Here is an 18,967-nt window from a genome sequence, read left to right on the forward strand (position 1 = left end):
AAGGCAGCTACCCCGGTGGCTGAGCCGGAAGCCCCGGTCGAGGCGCAGCCGGTGACGGCAGGCGAGGGGCAGGTCGAGGAGGCTGCGCCGGTTAAGGCCAAGCGCACCCGGCGCAAGGCCGCCACCCCGGTGGCTGAGCCGGAAGCCCCGGTCGAGGCGCAGCCGGTGACGGTAGGCGAGGGGCAGGTCGAGGAGGCTGCGCCGGTTAAGGCCAAGCGCACCCGACGCAAGGCCGCCACCCCGGTGGCCGAGCCGGAAGCCCCGGTCGAGGCGCAAGCGCAGACAGCTGCCGCGGAGGAGGGCAACGAGGAGACCCAGGACGGGCCCACTCTGGCTTTGCCTGCTGCCACGCTGCTGTTCCAAGCTCCTGACCTATCCGTCACCCGGCGGCGGGTTCCGCGCCCCGCTCCGGCAGCGGAACCCGCGGCCACGGAAGCAGACAGCCAGACGGAGACCGCGGGATCGACCCGCACTCGGCGTCGGCGGCGGGCAGTCAGCGATGAGGAACCGACCACCGCGCCGCAGGACGCGGCGAAAGAAGAAAACGAAGAAGCAGCCGCTGCGGGCGGCGAGGATGACGGTGACGAGGCAGCCACCAGCCGCACGCGGCGGCGGCGTGGTTCGCGCGGGCGGCGCGGACGGAATCGCGGCGAAGGGGAGGAGGAGGTCTTAGAGGAGACGAGCGAGCCCACCCCGGAGGAGGAACCCAGTGAAGCCGCGGAGGAGGCTGAGGGGTCGTCACGGCGTCGGCGGCGGCGTCGGTCCCGCGAGGAGGGCTCCCGCGACGAGGTCACCGCACTCAAAGGCTCCACCCGCCTAGAGGCGAAAAGGCAACGACGGCGGGAGGGCCGTGCCGCTGGTCGCCGTCGGCAACTGGTGACCGAGTCCGAGTTTTTGGCCCGGCGCGAGTCGGTTGAGCGACACATGATCGTGCGGGAGCGGGACGGCCTGGACCAGATTGCGGTCCTGGAAGACGGCCTGCTGGTCGAGCACTACGTCGCGCGCCGCACCCAGGAAACCTGGGTGGGTTCGGTGGTGCTGGGCCGGGTGCAAAACGTGCTGCCCTCCATGGAAGCGGCCTTCATCGACATTGGCCAGGGCCGCAACGCCGTGCTCTACGCCGGGGAGGTCAACTGGGACCTAGTGGACCAGTCAGGCAAGCCCCGCAAGATTGAAGAGGCGATGAAGTCCGGCGATCAGGTGCTGGTGCAGGTCACCAAGGACCCAATCGGCCACAAGGGTGCCCGCCTCACCTCCCAGATCTCCCTGGCGGGCCGCTTCCTCGTGCTGGTTCCCGGCGGCACCATGACCGGTATCTCCCGCAAACTGCCTGTCGGGGAACGGAACCGGTTGAAGAAGCTGCTAAAGGAGATCGTGCCGGCAGGAGCGGGGGTCATTGTGCGGACCGCCGCCGAGGGCGCTAGCGATGAGCAGCTGCGGCAGGATGTCGAACGGTTAAAGACCCAGTGGGCCGAGATTGAAGCCAAGCGCGCCAAGGCCAAGAGCGCCCCGGTGGTGCTGCGTGGCGAACCAGAGCTGGCCCTGCGGGTGGTGCGCGATATCTTCAACGAAGACTTCTCCCGCCTGACGATTGCGGGGGAGCAGGCCTGGCAGACCATCTCGGCCTACGTGGAGGAAATGTCGCCGGAGCTGGCCGATCGCCTCGTCCACTACACCGAGGACACCGACGTGTTCGCTGCCCACCGGGTCGACGAGCAGTTGGCCAAGGGCATGGACCGCAAGGTGTGGTTGCCGTCGGGCGGTTCCCTGGTTATCGACCGCACGGAAGCGATGACGGTGGTGGACGTCAACACCGGGCGGTACACCGGCACGGGCGGCACCCTGGAAGAGACGGTGACCCGTAACAACCTGGAGGCCGCGGAAGAGATCGTGCGCCAGCTGCGCCTACGGGACATCGGCGGCATCATCGTCATCGACTTTGTGGACATGGTGCTGTCCCAGAACCGTGACCTGGTGCTGCGGCGCCTAGTGGAGTGCCTGGGGCGGGACCGCACCCGCCATCAGGTGACCGAAATCACCGCCCTCGGGCTGGTGCAGATGACCCGCAAGCGGGTTGGCCAAGGCTTGGTGGAGGCCTTTTCCACCCAGTGCAGCTGCTGCCACGGGCGGGGCTTCATCGTGCACGACGCCCCGGTTGAGCAGAGCGGCGAGCCCAGCGAACGCGCGGCGCGGCGGCGCGGGAGCGACGAGCCGCGCCGCGCCAAGGCCAAGGCGGCTGCCAAGGACGCGGCCCCCACGGAGGTCTCGCCTCGAACCCGGCGGGCCCGGCAAGAAGAGATTCACGTCGTGCCTGCGGACCGGACCGACGCCCGCGAGAAGCTGGCGATGATCGCCCGGGCCGCGGCGGTTGCCCACGAGGAAGAAGAGGCCCAAGCTAACGCGGCGGCGGTCGACAGTGGCCGCCCGGAGCCTGCCGAGACGGCACAGACCCCGGCGCCTGTTAAGCGCCCCGGCCGCCCCCGCACGCGGCGCGTGGCTCGCGTGGACGTAGCTGCTCCCGCCCCCGGTGGTGCGCCTGAACCGGTGGCGCCGGAGGCGGCCGCGGCTCCCCAGGCGGGAGAAACCGTGGCCTCGGGCGAGCCGAGCGTTGGCAGCGAATTGAGTGTGGTGCCCCCGGTTAGTGGGGAACTGACTGCCCCCAAGCGGACTCGGCGTGCCCGCCGGGCCGCCACGGTCGGCCCTTCCGATCCGCTGGCGCTGTCGGCCCCGGCCCCCACCCCGCTGCTGGAGGCCCCGGCCCCCACCCCGCTGTTGGAGCTGCCGCCCAAGAAAGAGGCGGCGGCGCGGGCGAGCGAGCAACCGCCGCAGGTTGACATCGTGCTGCCGGAGCGGTCAGTGCCCGCTGCGCCGAAGCGGCGGCGCCGCCGGGTGGCGACGGCGGAGCCGACCAGTCCACCCAGCGAAAGCTAGCCGCCACCCCGCGGGGGCGACGGGACAAGAGTCACACTCGCCGTCCGCCCCCGCGACTTGGCCAAAGTGGCGCCATTGCCGTAATCTAGGACGTCGGCGCGCGCAGGCGCGCACTTAAGCAATTGCCCCACCTGGGGTACCCGTACTACAGGAATGAGCAGACAAGTGGTTTACGCGATCGTCAAGGCCGGCGGCCGTCAGGAGAAGGTTTCCGTCGGCGATGTCGTCGTCGTGGACAAGGTGGAAGGTGAGATCGGCGCGGCCGTCGAGCTCACCCCGCTGATGCTCGTGGACGGGGACAAGGTCACCACCGAAGCCGCCCAGCTGGGCAAGGTGAAGGTGACGGGCGAGATCGTTGGCGAGCGCCGCGGTCCGAAGATCACCATCCTGCGCTACAAGAACAAGACTGGCTACCGGCGTCGCCAGGGCCACCGCTCGAAGCTGACGGCCGTCAAGGTCACCGGCATCAAGTAAGCGCGATCTCGAGCTAGAAGGAGAGAACAGACATGGCACACAAGAAGGGCCTCGGCTCCTCCCGCAACGGTCGCGACTCGAACGCGCAGCGCCTGGGCGTGAAGCGTTTCGGCGGCCAGGTCGTGGCGGCCGGGGAGATTTTGGTGCGGCAGCGCGGCACCCACTTCCACCCGGGCGTGGCCGTGGGCCGCGGCAAGGACGACACCCTGTTCGCCCTGGCGGCGGGCACCGTGGAGTTTGGTGTCAAGCGTGGCCGCAAGGTTGTCAACGTCGTCGCGGCTGAGGCCTGAGACGCGTTAAACGAAGAGGGGCGGGTGACCGGTCGGGTCGCTCGCCCCTTTCGGCTTGGAGACGGTAAGGAGAGACATGGCCACGTTTGTGGATCGGGTGGTGGTGCACGCCACCGGGGGCAACGGCGGTAACGGGTGCGCCTCCATTCGGCGCGAGAAGTTCAAGCCGTTGGCTGGTCCGGACGGGGCCGACGGCGGTGACGGCGGGTCGGTCATCTTTGAGGTCGACCCGCAGACGACGACGCTGCTGGCCTTTCACCGTTCTCCGCACCGGCGCGCCGAGTCCGGCACCGCGGGCGCGGGCGACATGCGGCAGGGCAAGAACGGCGCGGATCTGGTGCTGCCGGTGCCGTCGGGCACGGTGATTAAGTCCAAGGATGGCGAGGTTTTGGCTGACCTGGTGGGCGCCGGGGCGCGTTTCGTGGCGGCGGCCGGGGGACAGGGCGGCCTGGGCAACGCGGCGCTCGCCTCCAAGACCCGCAAGGCGCCAGGTTTTGCCTTACTGGGCGAGCCCGGGGAGGAAATCTCCGTCGTGCTGGAGTTGAAGTCGGTGGCCGACGTCGCTTTGGTCGGCTTCCCGAGTGCGGGCAAGTCGTCGCTGATCGCGGCCGTCTCGGCGGCGCGCCCCAAGATTGCGGACTACCCGTTCACCACTTTGGTGCCGAACCTCGGGGTAGTCAGCGCCGGGGAGACGCGGTACACGATCGCCGACGTCCCGGGGCTCATTCCGGGCGCCGCCCAAGGCAAGGGTCTGGGCCTGGAGTTTTTGCGGCACATCGAGCGGTGCGCGGTCATCGTGCACGTGGTGGACTGCGCGACGTTGGACCCGCACCGGGATCCGCTGTCCGACCTGGAGATGCTGGAGGCGGAGCTGGCGCAATACGCGGCCGACCTGGACGCCACCCACGGGCATCGGCCCTTAATGGAGCGGCCCCGCTTAGTGGTGCTCAACAAGGTTGACGTGCCGGAGGCGGCCGAGTTGGCGGAGTTCGTGCGCGCCGACATTGAGGCGCGCGGCTTGCCGGTCTTCCCGGTCTCGGCTGTCAGCCACAGTGGCCTGAAGGAACTGACGTTCGCGCTGGCCCGCATGGTGCAGCGGGAGCGGGCGGCCGCCCCGGCGGTGGAGGAGAGGGCGGTGCTGCGGCCGACGCCGGTCGGGCGGCGGCCAGGTAGCGAGTTCACGGTTACTGCGGTGACCACGCCCGACGGCCCAGCTTTCCAGGTGCGGGGCCGCAAACCGGAGCGGTGGGTGACGCAAACCGATTTCACCAACGACGAGGCCGTGGGCTACCTCGCCGATCGACTCAACAAGCTCGGGGTCGAGGAGGGGTTGCTGCGGGCCGGAGCCAACGCGGGTGACACCGTCATCGTCGGCGACCTCGCCGACGGCGTCATCTTCGACTGGCAACCGACCCTGACCACGGGCGCCGAGCTGCTTGGGGCCCGCGGGAGCGACGCTCGCCTCGGCCAGAGTGAGCGTCGCACCAACGTTGAGCGACGGCGCGAATACAAGGACCGCATGGATGCCAAGGCCGCGGCCCGCGCCGAGCTGCGGGCCGACCGCGAGCATGGGGTGTGGACTGACCCGGAGCGCGACTAGGGGCCGGGCCGCGCCAGGTTGACCGCGCTGCCCGCCCGGACTCGGGGCGGGCAGCGCGGCGTGGTTAGGGCGTGGAGTGGTCGCGGATGAGGGCAAGCAGGCGTTGCTCTCGGGCTTCTATTTCGTCGAGCACGGCTCGCAGCTCCTCGGCGTGACTGGTCACGAAGTCCGCGTGCAGGGCCCACTGCTGGTCGTACAGTGTCTGCTGCCAACCCGAAGAAGTGCGACACTGGGCGTCATGCAGAGCCACCTCAATCTCTGCCGCTGACGCGGTGCTGGTGGTTTCCCAGTTCCACGCCGTGCGCAGCGAGGCCGGAATACGCGGCCAGGACATGGGCCAGGGCCGCTCCGGCAGATCCGCAATACCCAGCGGGGCCATGCATTCCCGCCAGGCGGCGGCCGCGGCCTGCAAGTCGGCAGCGGTCAGGTCTACGGCGAGTTTGTCTAACTCGGAGATGGTCTTTTGGGTGGGGGTGGTCGGGGCATCCTCCCACTGGTCGATATCGGGATGAATAATGCGAGTGGCTTCGTCCTCGCAGACTAACAACTGGTCGGCGTAAATCTGCCCGTATTGCGCGTCCGGATCTTCGCCCTGGCTACGGGCCTGCCGTTCGGCCCACACCAAGTCCCCTGGTTCTTCCCCCAGCCGGTAACCGTATTGGGCGGCGGTGCGCTCATTAAAGAGCTGTTGCCCGCTGGGGGAGAGGAAATCAGCGCGCGGGGCGAAGGCATCCCACCCTCGCTGGTATTGCGGGAAATTGTGCCGCTCCATGCACTGATCGACCAAGAGTCCGTAGGCATGAGTCTCCAGGATTCCCTCCCGCCAGCCGATATATGGGTCGGTCGGCAGCGCCCAGATATCCAGGTTCTTTTCCGTTATCATCTCCGTCGGCGGCAAACCAACCGGGACCTGTGAAGCGGTTGTTTTCGCGCTCGGCGGGGCGGAAGTGCTGGCTATGCTCGACGCTGCCGATCCGTCCTCGGTTTGCGCTCCCGCGATCGCACTGCACCCCGCGGCAGGGATCATTAGCGCTACCGCTAAGGCCCCTTCCCCCAGGCGTCGAATAAGTGTTTGTTGCACCAGAAGCATCCAATCTTTCCCGTTACATCCCTTTACTTAGCCTCCCGGGCGGGGTGAGCTCCAGACACGTCGTCTACCTTGATGCCGTGTTGCTGGGGGACACTAGCCCCGATCCTAGCCTCTAGGTGGTGGCCTGTTTCGAGAGTGCTGGGTAGAAGGGAGGGCAGGAAGCCGCAAAATCTCCCGGGCACTTGCCTCGAGAAGCCGCTGTCCTGTTACGCTGCGAGTCAGGCAAGAGAGAGGAAAACCATGCGCCTGCTTGCGTTGCGATACACCGATTCCCCGGCCACCCGCGCCTTTTACGAGGCCCTCGGTCTGCAGTTCGATGCGCAGGCATCGGCACCGGATTGGCAGGTGCTGACGGCCGGGCAGGGCGCGGTGGCCCTGCACCCGGCCCCGGCGGACCAGCCCGAAAAGGGCCCGGTGGAGTTCTGCTTCGAGGCCGACGAGCCGCTGAGCGCGGTGCAGGAGCGCCTCGTGGCGGCGGGGCTGCCCGGTGGGGAGATCACCGAGGAGGACTTCGGCTTCGCGCTGCGCTTGGTCGACCCCGACGGTTTCGCCTTCCAGGTCAACGGTTACGCCCGCTGAGTCTGCATCCAGTCGCGGTCTCGCCCGCGGAAGGGCCGCGGCCACGCTGCCGGGAAGTAGACAGTTGGGGCCCGGCCTGCACGGCCGGGCCCCAACACTATGCAGGCGGGGACCTACTGGGCGGGGAAGCAGGCCGCGGCGTAGGGGCGCATGGCGTCGCGCACCTTGTCCAGCAGCAGCGCCTTGGCGGTCAGCTCCAACTGCCCGGCCCGCACGCGGGCGTACTGCAGGGGCAGGAACTGGCTGACCAGCGGCTCGGGGATACCCACCTGGTCCAGGTTGGCCAGCAGCGTTTCGACGGCGGCGGAGATCTGCTCGTTGGGCCAGTAGTAGCGCATCCGGTCCGAGTAGGAGAAGCGGCGCGCGAGCCGCAGCGCGGCCGCATCGCCCTCGTAGTACTTCTGCCAGTAACCCGGCTCGGCCACCATCACCTCTTCGATCACGTCGATCAGGCGCGAGCGCTGGTCCGGCGCGACCAGCTCGTCCTCGATCTTGGCCAGCGCGAACAGGCCCTCGCGTAGGTTGAAGGTCAGGCCCGGGCCGACCTTCAGGATCGCCCAATGATCCCGCACCAGCTGGGCGAGGTTCTCCGGCGTCTGGTAGTCGGTGGAGTGGGCCTCGAAGACGAGGGTGGGCTCGTCGTCCAGTACCGTGCGCAGCTGCGCGGTGCCCGCCGAGACGTAGTCGATGACCTTCAGGTGGTCGAACTCGACGGCCGGCTGGACGACGAGCGCGGCGATGCGCGGCCAAATGTCGGTCAGGCCCACCCGTTCGAAGGCCGCCCGGTGGGCGGCCAGGGTGGCGGCCGCCGCCTCCTTCGAGGTGGGCGTGATGACCCCCAGTTCCTCGGCGTGCCCGCCGGGCACGGGCACCTCGGTCCCAATGACGTAGCGGACCTGCCCGGCCGTGCCCGCCCGCGCCGCGGCCTCCTCGGCGACCTTTAGCAGGCGGGCGGCCCGCTCGGCGGCGATCTCGTCGGTGATCGGGAACGGGTCCCCGGCGCAGGAGAAGGAGCAATCCAGGTGGATCTTCGTGTAGCCGGCCTCCACGTAGGCGGCCACGAGATCGTCGGCCTTGGCCATCGCGGACTCCGGCTCCTCGCCCTGCCAGCGGTTGGGGCCGAGGTGGTCGCCGCCCAGCACGATACGGTCGCGGGCCAGCCCGGCCTCGTCGGCGATGGAGTGCACCAGGTCGCGGAAGTCGGCTGGCTGCATCCCGGTGTAGCCGCCGAACTGGTCCACCTGGTTGGAGGTGGCCTCGATGAGGACGTAGGCGTCGTCGGCCAAAGCCTGGTCGATGGCCGCGCGCAGCACCAGCGGGTGGGCCGAGCACACGGAGTAGATGCCGACGGGCGCACCGGCCTTGTGGGCCGCGATCGTCTCGCCGAATGGGTTGGTCATTGAGTCCTCCTCGTTGAAGCCATTTGCTCGTTACCTATCTTATACGAGCAGAAAGTGGCAAAGCCAGGCGGGCGTGGGCACCGTTGACCCCCACCGCCGCCACCTCGCTAGCATGGGAGCAAAACCAGGGAGGACACCGTGGAGACCATCAGCCGCCCGGCCGTGCCCAACGCGGCCCGCATCGTCGTCAAGATCGGCTCCTCCTCCCTCACGCGCCCCGACGGCCGCCTCGACCTCAACCGGCTAGATGACATCGCCACGGCCGTCAGCCGCGCCCGCCGGGCCGGGCAGGCCCCGGTCATCATCTCCTCCGGGGCGATGGCCGCCGGGCGCGGCCGCCTGGCCCTGCCGACCCGCCCCAAAGACCTCGCCACGGCCCAAGCGGTGGCCTCCGTCGGGCAGAGTGTGCTCATGGCCCACTGGCGCGACGCCTTCGCCTCCCACGGCCTACAGGTCGCCCAGGTGTTGCTGACCGCCCACGACCTGCACGTGCGCAGCCACTACACCAACGCCACCCAGGCCCTAGAAAAGCTCCTGGCCCTCGGCGTGGTGCCGATCGTCAACGAGAACGACGCCGTGGCCACCGAGGAAATCCGCTTCGGTGACAACGACCGCCTGTCCATGCTGGTGGCCCAGCTGCTGCACGCCGACGTGCTGCTCCTGCTGACCGACGTCGACGGGCTCTACGATCGGCCCCCCTCCCGCCCCGGGGCCCGCCGCATTGAGGTAGTGCGCGGCCCAGCCGACCTTGCGGAGCTAGACGTCACCGGCCGCGGCTCGGACCTGGGCACGGGCGGCATGGTCTCCAAGACGGCGGCCGCCAGCGCCGCCGCGGCCGCCGGCATCGCCGTGGTGCTCACCAGCGCCGATCAGCTGGCTGCCGCCCTGGCGGGGCACAGCGTCGGCACTTGGTTCGAGCCGACCGGGCGGCACGGCGGCAACCGGCGAGCCTGGGTGGCCCACGCCGCCCCGTCGGCGGGCACCGTGTGGCTCGATGCCGGGGCCACCCGCGCCGTGGTGGGCGACCACCGGTCCCTCCTGGCCCCCGGCATCACCCAGGTCGATGGCCGGTTTGCCGCCGGGGACGTCGTCGAGCTCGCGGCGCCCGACGGCACCGTCGTGGGGCGCGGCATCAGCGCCTACGGCGCCGACGACGTGCGGGCCCTGCTGTCCACGGGCCCCGGGGAGGCGGCGCGTCCCGTGGTCCACCGCGACGACCTGGCCCTGTTCTGAGGCCGGTCGCTAACTGGACGGCGCTGTCTGCCCGCGGCGGCCGTGCCCTAAGTTAGGGCTATGGCTGAACAGAGACCCGTCCACCCTGGTGTCACCGCGCTGGCGCGCGCGGCGCGCACCGCGGCCCGCACCCTGGCTACCGCCACCTCCGCGGAGAAGAACGCCGCCCTGGAGGCGATCGCCGCCCAGCTGGCGGCCCACACCCCGCAAATCCTGGCCGCCAACGCTACCGACCTGGCGGCGGCTGAAGCCGCAGGCATGGCCCCTAGCCTGCGCGACCGCCTGGCCCTGACCGACGAGCGCCTGACGGCAATCGCGCAGGCGGTGCGGGAGGTGGCCGCCCTGCCCGACCCGGTGGGGCAGGTGGTGGCCGGGCAGCGCCTGCCGAACGGCCTGCGGGTGCGCCAGCTGCGCGTGCCGCTGGGGGTGGTCGGCATGATCTACGAGGCCCGCCCCAACGTGACCGTTGACGCCGCCGCCCTGGCTTTGAAGGCCGGCAACGCGGCGCTCCTGCGCGGCGGTAGCGCGGCCGCCCATTCCAATCAGGCCCTCGTCGCCGCCATCGGGGCGGGGCTGGAAGCGGTGGGCCTGCCGGGCGCCCTGGTGGCCAGCGTCGACCAATGGGGGCGGGCGGGGGCGGCGGCCCTCATGCAGGCCCGGGGCCTGATCGACGTGCTCATTCCCCGCGGCGGTGCTGGGCTCATCCAGGCCGTCATCGCGGAGGCCACGGTGCCGGTCATTGAGACGGGGGTGGGCAACTGCCACCTCTACGTCGACGCGGCGGCCGACCTCACCTGGGCCCACGCGATCACCCTGAACGCCAAGACGCAGCGGGTCGGGGTGTGCAACGCGGCGGAGACGCTGCTGGTGCACGCAGCGGTGGCCGAGCGCTTCCTGCCGGGCGCGCTGGCGGACCTGGCGGCCGCCGGGGTGCGGCTGCACGGCTGCCCGCGCACCGTCGCCCTGGCCGGAGCCGTGCCGGTGGAACCCGCCACCGAGGCCGACTGGGCCACCGAATACCTCGACTACGAACTGGCTGTGGCCGTGGTAGACGACCTGGCGGCGGCCCTGGAGCACATCCGCACCTACTCCTCGGGCCACACCGAGGCCATCGTCAGCACCGACATCCGTGCGGTGGAGCGCTTCACCACCGAGGTCGACGCGGCGGCCGTGGCGGTCAACGCCTCCACCCGCTTCACTGACGGCGGTCAGCTCGGCCTGGGGGCGGAGATTGGCATCTCCACCCAGAAGCTGCACGCCCGCGGCCCGATGGGACTTGCGGCCCTGACCACCACCAAGTGGCTGATTGAGGGCGACGGGCACGTGCGGGCCTGAGACCGCCCGCGGGGTGGGCAGGTGGGGCCGCCGTAGAGTGGGGTAATGCTTATCACCCTGCCTGACCCTGACCTGGTGGCGGCACTGCACGCCCGCCTTGAGGCGGCCGCGCTCGGCCTGACCCTGGCCGTGTGGGACTGGAACGAACCGGTCCGCACGGTGCTGGGTGCGGCCGCGGACGACGTCGTGTGCACCGTGCTGCCCTACTTCCGGCCCGCCCCGCAGTGGCGCACCCTGACGGACCTGCCCAACCTGCGGCTGGTGCAGGCCCAATCCGCGGGCTACGACAACCTGCTGCACATCCTGCCCGCCGGAGTGGCGTTGGCCAACGCCCGCGGCGTGCACGATGCCTCGACCGCCGAGCTGGCCCTGGCCCTCATCCTGGCCGCCCAACGTGATCTGCCGCGCCTGGCGCGCGCCCGGAGCTGGCAGCCCGCGCCCACCAGAGCACTCGCCGACAGCCGGGTGCTGCTGGTCGGGGTGGGGGCGATCGGGGAAGCCATCCGGCGGCGCCTGGCCCCCTTCGAGGTGAATCTCACCCGGGTGGGGCGCCGGGCCCGCAGCGACGAACACGGCCCCATCCACGCCGTCAGCGAGCTGCCCCAACTATTGCCGCACGCAGACATTGTGGTGCTGATCGTGCCGCTCACCACCCAGACCCGCGGTCTGCTCGGTGCTGCGGAGTTGGCGCTGCTGCCCGACGATGCGCTCGTGGTCAACGTTGCCCGCGGCCCCGTGGTTGACACTGCGGCTCTGACCGCCCAGGTGCTGGCGGGCCGCCTGCGCCTGGCCGCCGACGTCTTCGACCCCGAGCCGCTGCCCGCCGACCACCCGCTGTGGCAGGCGGATGGCGCCCTGCTCACTCCCCACATCGGTGGCCACTCGGCGGCCATGCGGCCCCGGATCGTGGCGCTGCTGGCCGCTCAACTCCAGCGGTTGGCCGCCGGGGCCAGGCCGCTAAACATCGTCGCTTAAGCGGTCCGGGCCGCGCCCCCGCTGCCACGCGGCGGCCGAAGCGCGTGGGGCAGGGGAGAAGCACGCATACGCCGAGCGGCGGCAACCTGTCGGTCACCGCCGCTCGGGTGGGCTTGCTAGCGCAGCAGTTGGTTGATCTGCGGCACCAGGTCAGGCGATAGGGAAGCCTGCCCGCCCACCAGGGTCACCAGCCGCGGGTTGCGGCGCTGCAGCTCGGCGCGCACCGCCTGCGGCAGGCTGGCGGGCGGGTTGAACAGCAACACCCCGCCGCGTCCGGCCGCAAACGCCCCCGCGCTGAGGGCATCCGGGCCGTTGGCCAGCATCACCTCGGTGGCCGCCGGGGCCAGGCGCTCGGCCAGCAGGGCGGCGGTGGCGTACCGGTTGGGTCCCTGCACGAGCTGTACCCGCTCACCGGTGATACCGGCGCGGTCCAGGGCGCGGGCGGCGTTGCCACCGACCGCGGTGATGGGCGCCGTCGGGTCAGCCTGCAACTGCTTGACCACCTCGGGCGGCAGTGCTCCGCCGTTCGACGGGAGCAGGACCGCCTGCGCGCGCGGCGCCAGCGCCCCCGCCGGCAGCGCATCGACCAGCTGTGCCCCGTCGGCCACCAGGTAGCCGCGCAGCTGCGGGTCAAGCTGGCGCATGTGCTGCGCCACTGCCAGGGCCGTGGTGTAGCGGTTGGTACCCGCCAGGCGCGTCACTGCCAGCCCTTGCTGTTGTAGCTCGGCGGCGATGGCCTCCGAGACGGTGGCCTGCCCGCCAACGATGAACACCCGGCGCTTGCCGCTGTCGGCCAGGGCCGCCCGGACGGCGGGCTCTAGCTGCTTGCCGCCCGTGAGCAGCACCGGTGCGTCCAGCAGGTCGGCCAGCGGCGTGGCGCCGAAGGCGTCGGCCGGGTTAGTGCCGGAGATCAGCACCACGGCGTCGCCGGACCAGTTGCCCGCCTGGAAGGCCGCCAGTGCCGTGGAAATCCGCGACGGGCCTGCCACCCGGGTCACCCGGTCGCCCGGGGTGGGCGTCGGGGTCGGGGTGGGAGTGGGCGAAGCTGTCGGCGTGGCAGATTGCGTCGGCGTCGGCGTGGGCGTCGGTTCCGCCGTGCGCGGCGCGAGCAGCACCGCCGCCGTGCGGGCCGGAATGGTCAGCTGACCGTCGGCGAACTTGGTGCCCTTGACGACCTCGTCCGCCCCGCCCGCCAGAGCCGGGTGCAGTTGCAACGCCTTGCCCGCCAGCGAATCCACCTTGAGCGACTGCGCCTGCGGCGAGGCGTTGATCGCCACCAGCACCGTGTCGGTGCGCGGGTCGAGGTCGGTGGCGAACTGACCGGGCGCGTCGTCGATCTGCATCAGCAGCACCCCGGCGGGGGCTTGCGGGCCCGACAACGGGAACGTCACGCGCTCGCGGATGAGGTCGGCCGTGCCGAGCGACAGTAGCGGCGTCGTCGAACGCACCCGCAGCAGGTCCAGGGCGGCAGCGCGCGCGGCCTGCAGGTCCTGCGGGGTTGGCACGAGGGCCTTGTTGGCCAGCAGCGGGCCTTGAATCGGCCACTTCTCCTGGTTCTTGCCCGCCACCGGCAGACCCACCCCGAAGTTGGAGCGTTGGGCCGTCCAGTCGATGGCGTTGAAGTGGTCACCGGAGTTGAAGGAGTCGCGATCCAGGGACTTGGAGCGCAGCAGCTCGGTCCCGGCGTGCCAGAACGACGGCGACTGCCCCCAGGTGACGGTGGCCAGCGACACGGTGTTCATGCGCACCCGGTCGGCCATCGACGTGGCCACGGGCAGTTTGTAGACCCCGAGGTCGAACAGGGTCTCGTTGTCGTGGGCGTCGACATAGTTGACCGACTCCTGCGGTTGGCTGGCATACCCACCGGGGGCGCCGTTGTAATCCAGTTCCCGCCCGGCCTTGCGCTTGCCGTCGAAGGCCACGAACTCGTAGTCCTTCAGGTTCCCGGCCATGCCGAGCCGCACCAGGTCGGTCAGGTGTCCCAGACGGGTGCGTTGCTCGGCCGCGGACAGACCTGACAGACCATTGGGGTCGGTGGCCAGCCCGGTGCCAAATCCCTGGTGGGTGCGTTTGTCCTCGTCGAAGGGACCGCCGCCGTGCACGGCGTCGCGCAGCCGGTCGTTGAAGGAGCCAATGCCGGTGCCGTCCAGCTGGCCTTGGGTGGCCTGCACGAAGCGCTTGTTGTTGGCAACTTCACCGAAGTTCCAGCCCTCGCCGTACAGGTAGATGGCCTTGCCGTCCACGCCGTCGCGCTCGACGGTCAGCTCGTCCAGGGCGGCGCGTACGGCCTCCATGTTGGGCCGTGAGTGGTGCCCCATCAGGTCGAAACGGAAGCCGTCGACCTTGTAGTGCTTGGCCCAGGTGACCACTGAGTCCACCATGAGCTTTTGGCCCATGACGTTTTCGGTGGCGATGTTTTGGCAGCAGGTGGAGGTTTCGATACTGCCGGTGGGGGAGAGCCGGTGGTAGTAGCCGGGCACGACTTGATCGAGCACCGACTTGGCGTCCTGTCCGGCGGCGGCGGTGTGGTTGAAGACCTGGTCGAGCACCACCTGCACCCCGGCGGCGTGCAGGGCACCGACCATCTCCCGGAACTCGTAGGTGCGCATGCCGCCGGACTGGTTGGCGTCGGTGGCGTAGGAGCCTTCGGGCACCGAGTAGTGGAACGGGTCATAGCCCCAGTTGAAACCGTCCTGGTCCGCCACCGCGCTCACCGCGGCCTGCTGCGCCTGGCTGTCGGGGCCGGCGTCGCCGGGGATCTGCGGGTGGACCTGCTTGCTGCGCTCCTCCTCAATGGTGGCAATATCAAACGTGGGCAGCAGGTGCACCGTGTTGATGCCCGCATCGGCCAGCTGGCGCAGGTGGCGCATCCCGTGGGACTGACTGCGCGTGAAGGCCTTGTAGGTTCCCCGTTCGGCCTCGGGCACCGAGGTGTCGGTGATCGAGAAGTCCCGGACGTGCAGCTCCCAGATGGAGCGGGCGGCGTCGTTGCGGACCGTTGGGGCAGCGGCCTGTTGCCATTGGGCGGGGGCTAGCTCCGGGTCGGCTAGGTCGACGACGACCGAGCGCTGCGAGTTCACCGTCAGGGCCAGCGACGCCGGGTCGGTGACCTCGTTGACGGTGACCTTATCGAGGCTGGGGACGTAGACCTCGACCAGCCAGCGGTACTGGCGGCCCAGCCAGCTGCGATCCCCGGACACGGTCCACGAACCGTCGGCCGCTCGCGTGGCGGGCAGGGTTTCCTCGCCGCTGCCGTCGGCCTGCCAGGTCTTTAGCTGCACCGAGCGTGCGGTGGGTGCCCACAGGCGCAGGGTCAGGGCATCTTCCTGCCAGCTCGGACCGTAGGTCTGCTGGGCGGCAGCCCCGTAGAGCGAGTCGATGACGCCGGCCAGTTGCAACCCGGTGGCCGCCACCGGCTGGTCGCCTTGGCGGGCACGCACCGCGAGCTCGCCCTGCAGGAGGTTGGAGACGTCGGCCTCCGGCACCTGCAGTACCCGATAGCCCGCCAGGTGGGGGTAGGCGGCGAGTAGCTCGCCGTCGAGGGTCCCGCCGAGGGTCAGCTCCAGGGTAGTGGCTGCCCCCTGCCCGTTGGCTTGCATGGCCCCGTCGGGGGAGGCCACCAGCTCGAACTGGGTGCCGTCGGCCACGCCCAGCTGGGCGGGCCAGGCCACGGTGGTGGGGGTCAACCAGTACGCCTGGGCCTGCCCGGCGCCGGGCAGCGGCGGGTTGGCCACATCGAAGGTAAGCTTGTGGGTCTTTTCGTCGTAGCGCACCTGCAGCCTTTCGCCCGCGTTGGTGGACAGGGTGTAGTTGGGGCCGCCCGGTGCACCATCCACTCCGTAGTTTTCCTCCCAGCTGCCGCCGACGGCCACCTTCAACTCCCAGTTGCCTGCCGGGAGCTTGTCCGTCTCGAAGAGCCACGTTCCGTCTCCCTGCGGCACCATGGCGGTGGCCAGGCAGTCGGGTTGCCAGTTACCACCGTTGGCGCCCCCGGTGCAGCCGAGGGCAGCCTGCCACGATCCGGGCAAGGTCACGACCTGGCGGGTGGGGACCGCGAAGGGTACGTGGGTGGTCGGGTTGTAGATGAAGGTGAACTCTTGCTCGGTGGAGGTCAGTTGCAGGTTGCTGCCGTTTGGGGTGCCGCCTGCGCCGTAGTTTTCATCCCAGCTGCCGCCGACGGCCACCTTCCACTCGAACGTGCCCGCGGGCAGCTGGAAGCGGCCGACGTACAGGCCGGAGGCCGCGTCCTTGGTCAGCGCGATGTTTGCGCACTCGGGCATCCAGTCCTTGGCGCAGCCGAGCGCGGCGTTAAAGGAGCCGGGCACCGTGATCAGATCACCGGCGGGCGGCGGGGTGGTGTCGGCGGCCAGGGACAGATCCTGGCCGACGACGAGGAGGGCCGAGTCGCCGCTGACCTGCCCGGCCGCGTCGGTGGTTACTGCCCGGGCCTCCAGCACGGTCCCGGGCTGCCAGGCGCGGGTGTCGGCGAAGACGCGCGGGGTGTCGTCTTCGGCCACGCCGACCACCTGCCAGTCGCTGGTGCCCAGGGGGCGCAGCGCGAACGTTGTCTCGGCCCAGCGGTGGGCGCCGGTGGTGGCCGGGAGGGCCGCGGTGGCCCCACTCAGGTTTGCACCGTCGGCGAGCGCCACTTGCACGGGCCCGGCCCCGCCCGCCACTTGGCGATCGGCCCGGTAGACCACCGCCGACAGCGCCGGTACCTCCAGGGTGACTTCCCCGGTCTGCGAGGCCTGCACGCCCTGCTCGGTGCCGTAGAGCGGCGCGTAGGCGGCGCCGGGGGTCAGGGTGGTTACCGTGAGCGAGGAGGGCGTGGGGGCGTTGTTGAGCGCCACCAGGTATTCGGTTTTCTGCTCCCGGTCCACGCGAGCCAGGGCGTAGATGCCCGCCCCGTCGGCGCGTCCGAGCTCCAGCTGCGCGCCGCTGGCCAGTGCCGGGTGTGCGGCCCGCAGCGCCGCCAGTTCCTTGATCGTGGTGTAGAGGCGGGTGTCGGTGGCGTAGCGGTCGGTCGCCCCCAGCTGTTGGCCGTTGGCGAGCGGCTGGTCGACGTACTCGGCTACCTGGGAGGCAAAGAGGGACTGGCGGGCGTGCTTGTCCTTGCCGTCGCCTATCCCCACAAACCCTTGTTCATCGCCGTAGTAGACGACCGGTTGGCCGCGCGTGAGATACAGCAGTTGGTGGGCCAGAACGCTGCGGTCTTCGCGCTGATTTTCCCCCACCAGGAAAGCCACCCGGCCCATGTCGTGGTTGCCGAGGAATGTCGGCAGGGTAGCGGCCGAGGTGGTTGCCGTGGCGTACAGGTCGTCCGCGGCGAAGGTGGACGACAGTCCCGCCGTGGGGTAGCCCTTGGCGAAGTTAACTGCGGCGGCCTGGAAAGCGAAGTCCAGGGTGGCGTCCATGTCGGTATCCCGCACGTAGGGAGCTAGCAAGGCCGGATCAGCGTCGTAGACCTCCCCGAAGGTGAAAAAGTCGGGGTTGTGTTTCGCGGCGTGGGCCTTGATGGCGGCACTCCACCGCTGCCAGAACTCGAAGTTGACGTGCTTGACGGTGTCGATGCGGTAGCCGTCGATCCCCATGTCGATCCAGCTTTGGTACACGTCGATAAAGCCGTTCACCACCTGCGGGTGCTCGGTCATGAGGTCGTCCAGACCCACGAAGTCGCCCAGGGTGACGCTCTCACCACTCCAGGTGGAGTCGCCGCGGTTGTGGTACAAGGTCACGTCGTTAAGCCATTCGGGATGCTTGACGACATCGGGACGGGCGACCGGGCGGTAGGGGAAGGACGACTCAGCTGACAGTTTGGGGGCGGCGGCGGTCTCGGTCAGCTGGGCGAGAGACGACAGGTTCAGCACGGTCCCTTCGGCGTCAGTGTAGGGACGCTGGTCGGTGGGCACGTAGTCAGTGGACTGCTCCTGATAGGCAATGCCATCCGCCGTGTGATTGGTGATGATGTCGAAGTAGACCTTGATACCGCGCGCGTGAGCCGCCTGGGTGAGCCGTTTGAGGGCCTCATTACCACCCAGGTGCGGGTCGATTTGCGTGAAGTCGGTGACCCAGTAGCCGTGGTAGCCGGCGGAGGCGTGCTCACCGGTGCCCTGCACCGGCAAATTGACGAATGACGGGGTCAGCCAAATGGCCGTGGTGCCGAGGGACTCGATGTAGTCCAGCTTGGCGATGAGGCCGTCTATGTCGCCGCCGTGGAAGAAGCCTGAGTTGCTGGGGTCAAAGCCGGTGGTCAACCGATCGCCCTCCAGCAGCCCCTGGTCATTGGTCGTATCGCCGTTGTGGAAGCGGTCGGTGAGGACGAAGTAGAAGTTCTCCACTTTGCCCTGCCGCACGGCGGGACGCGCCAGTTCAGCGTCCCCGGGGACCGCGGTGCCGGAGGCCGTGAGGGCGGGGGAGGTAAGGCCCACGCGGTTGGCCTTGGTGTCGAAGGCGAAGGTCAAGCGGGTGGGGGCGGCCAGGGACAGTTTGGCGTTCTCGCCGGGGTTGTCATTGGCGCCGAAGGCCTGTGACCAGTCACCTTTCGTCGCGACCTTAAACTCCCATTGCCCGGCCGGTACGGTGAAATCACCGGTGAAGACCCCATCCTGGTCGGGGTCAGCCAGGGCGGTGTGGGGGCAGGCGGGTTGCCAGTCCTCGGGGCAACCTAGTTCGCTTTGGAAGCTGCCCGCCACGGTTGGTACCGGGTCTTGGGCGGCCGCCGGCGGGGCCAGCAGGGGGGTTAATGCCCCAGCGGCAAGCGTGGCGGTGAGGGCCACCGCTAGGGGGCGGCACCGTCGTCTAGCCATGGGAACTCCTTCGTTCGAGAGTGGTTCCCCTGACTGTAATTCACCGCCTGCAATAAAATCATGTCTTGCTGCAAACGTTACACCTCATTGCAGGATTTTGTTTGTTTTCGGGGAAAAAGAGCTGAAAAGTGCAGTCCAGCACCAGGGTGGGATATGGGATATCTCACATCCTTCGCCGCAAGAAGCGCGCGGCGACCACAAAACCGGTTCTGCGAATGTGTCTACGATCACTCATACCGGCCACCCGGCCCCGT

General features: G+C 69.6%; 11 protein-coding genes. 8 read left to right on the forward strand and 3 right to left on the reverse strand.

Going from position 1 to position 18,967, the window contains the following annotated elements; translation table 11 throughout:
- Positions 1–336: 336 nt before the first annotated feature.
- The 4 genes from BSZ40_RS09795 to obgE all read left to right on the forward strand — a co-directional run bounded on the left by BSZ40_RS09795 (position 337) and on the right by obgE (position 5,295).
- Positions 337–2,931 carry an Rne/Rng family ribonuclease gene (locus BSZ40_RS09795; protein ID WP_245794014.1) on the forward strand — a complete coding sequence of 865 codons (2,595 nt, stop codon included), beginning with the start codon at positions 337–339 and terminating at the stop codon, positions 2,929–2,931.
- Positions 2,932–3,084: 153 nt separating this feature from the next.
- Positions 3,085–3,405 carry a 50S ribosomal protein L21 gene (gene rplU / locus BSZ40_RS09800; RefSeq protein WP_073825856.1) on the forward strand — a complete coding sequence of 107 codons (321 nt, stop codon included), beginning with the start codon at positions 3,085–3,087 and terminating at the stop codon, positions 3,403–3,405.
- Between the two features lie 32 nt (positions 3,406–3,437).
- Positions 3,438–3,695, forward strand: coding sequence for a 50S ribosomal protein L27 (gene rpmA / locus BSZ40_RS09805; RefSeq protein ID WP_073825859.1), 258 nt, complete (start codon positions 3,438–3,440; stop codon positions 3,693–3,695).
- Positions 3,696–3,771: 76 nt separating this feature from the next.
- A complete protein-coding gene (gene obgE / locus BSZ40_RS09810) occupies positions 3,772–5,295 on the forward strand; it encodes a GTPase ObgE (RefSeq protein ID WP_073825862.1) in 1,524 nt (507 codons plus the stop codon).
- Positions 5,296–5,359: 64 nt separating this feature from the next.
- On the opposite strand, the gene BSZ40_RS09815 is transcribed toward obgE, so the two are convergent.
- The gene (locus tag BSZ40_RS09815) at positions 5,360–6,178 is read right to left on the reverse strand and encodes a hypothetical protein (protein ID WP_073825865.1); all 819 of its coding nucleotides are present in this window, start codon (positions 6,176–6,178) and stop codon (positions 5,360–5,362) included.
- Positions 6,179–6,625: 447 nt separating this feature from the next.
- Between BSZ40_RS09815 and BSZ40_RS09820 the strand changes: the two genes are divergently transcribed.
- Positions 6,626–6,964 carry a VOC family protein gene (locus BSZ40_RS09820; RefSeq protein ID WP_073825868.1) on the forward strand — a complete coding sequence of 113 codons (339 nt, stop codon included), beginning with the start codon at positions 6,626–6,628 and terminating at the stop codon, positions 6,962–6,964.
- 113 nt (positions 6,965–7,077) lie between these two features.
- Here BSZ40_RS09820 and BSZ40_RS09825 read toward each other — a convergent pair whose 3' ends face one another.
- Complete coding sequence (locus BSZ40_RS09825; RefSeq protein WP_073825871.1) at positions 7,078–8,364, reverse strand: D-tagatose-bisphosphate aldolase, class II, non-catalytic subunit; 1,287 nt, start codon at positions 8,362–8,364, stop codon at positions 7,078–7,080.
- A 138-nt stretch (positions 8,365–8,502) separates the two neighbouring features.
- Between BSZ40_RS09825 and proB the strand changes: the two genes are divergently transcribed.
- The 3 genes from proB to BSZ40_RS09840 are packed head-to-tail and all read left to right on the forward strand — an operon-like array spanning position 8,503 to position 11,907.
- Entirely contained in the window at positions 8,503–9,597 is a 1,095-nt protein-coding gene (gene proB, locus BSZ40_RS09830; RefSeq protein WP_245794007.1) for a glutamate 5-kinase, read from the forward strand.
- A 60-nt stretch (positions 9,598–9,657) separates the two neighbouring features.
- Complete coding sequence (locus BSZ40_RS09835; protein ID WP_073825874.1) at positions 9,658–10,932, forward strand: glutamate-5-semialdehyde dehydrogenase; 1,275 nt, start codon at positions 9,658–9,660, stop codon at positions 10,930–10,932.
- 45 nt (positions 10,933–10,977) lie between these two features.
- Positions 10,978–11,907, forward strand: a complete 930-nt coding sequence (locus tag BSZ40_RS09840) for an NAD(P)-dependent oxidoreductase (RefSeq protein WP_073825877.1) — start codon at positions 10,978–10,980, stop codon at positions 11,905–11,907.
- 116 nt (positions 11,908–12,023) lie between these two features.
- Here BSZ40_RS09840 and pulA read toward each other — a convergent pair whose 3' ends face one another.
- Positions 12,024–18,713: a pullulanase-type alpha-1,6-glucosidase gene (pulA, locus tag BSZ40_RS09845; RefSeq protein ID WP_073825879.1), complete on the reverse strand. Its 6,690-nt coding sequence runs from the start codon at positions 18,711–18,713 to the stop codon at positions 12,024–12,026.
- Positions 18,714–18,967 lie beyond the last annotated feature (254 nt).

The organism is Buchananella hordeovulneris, assembly GCF_001907235.1.
Classification (GTDB): Bacteria; Actinomycetota; Actinomycetes; order Actinomycetales; family Actinomycetaceae; genus Buchananella; species Buchananella hordeovulneris.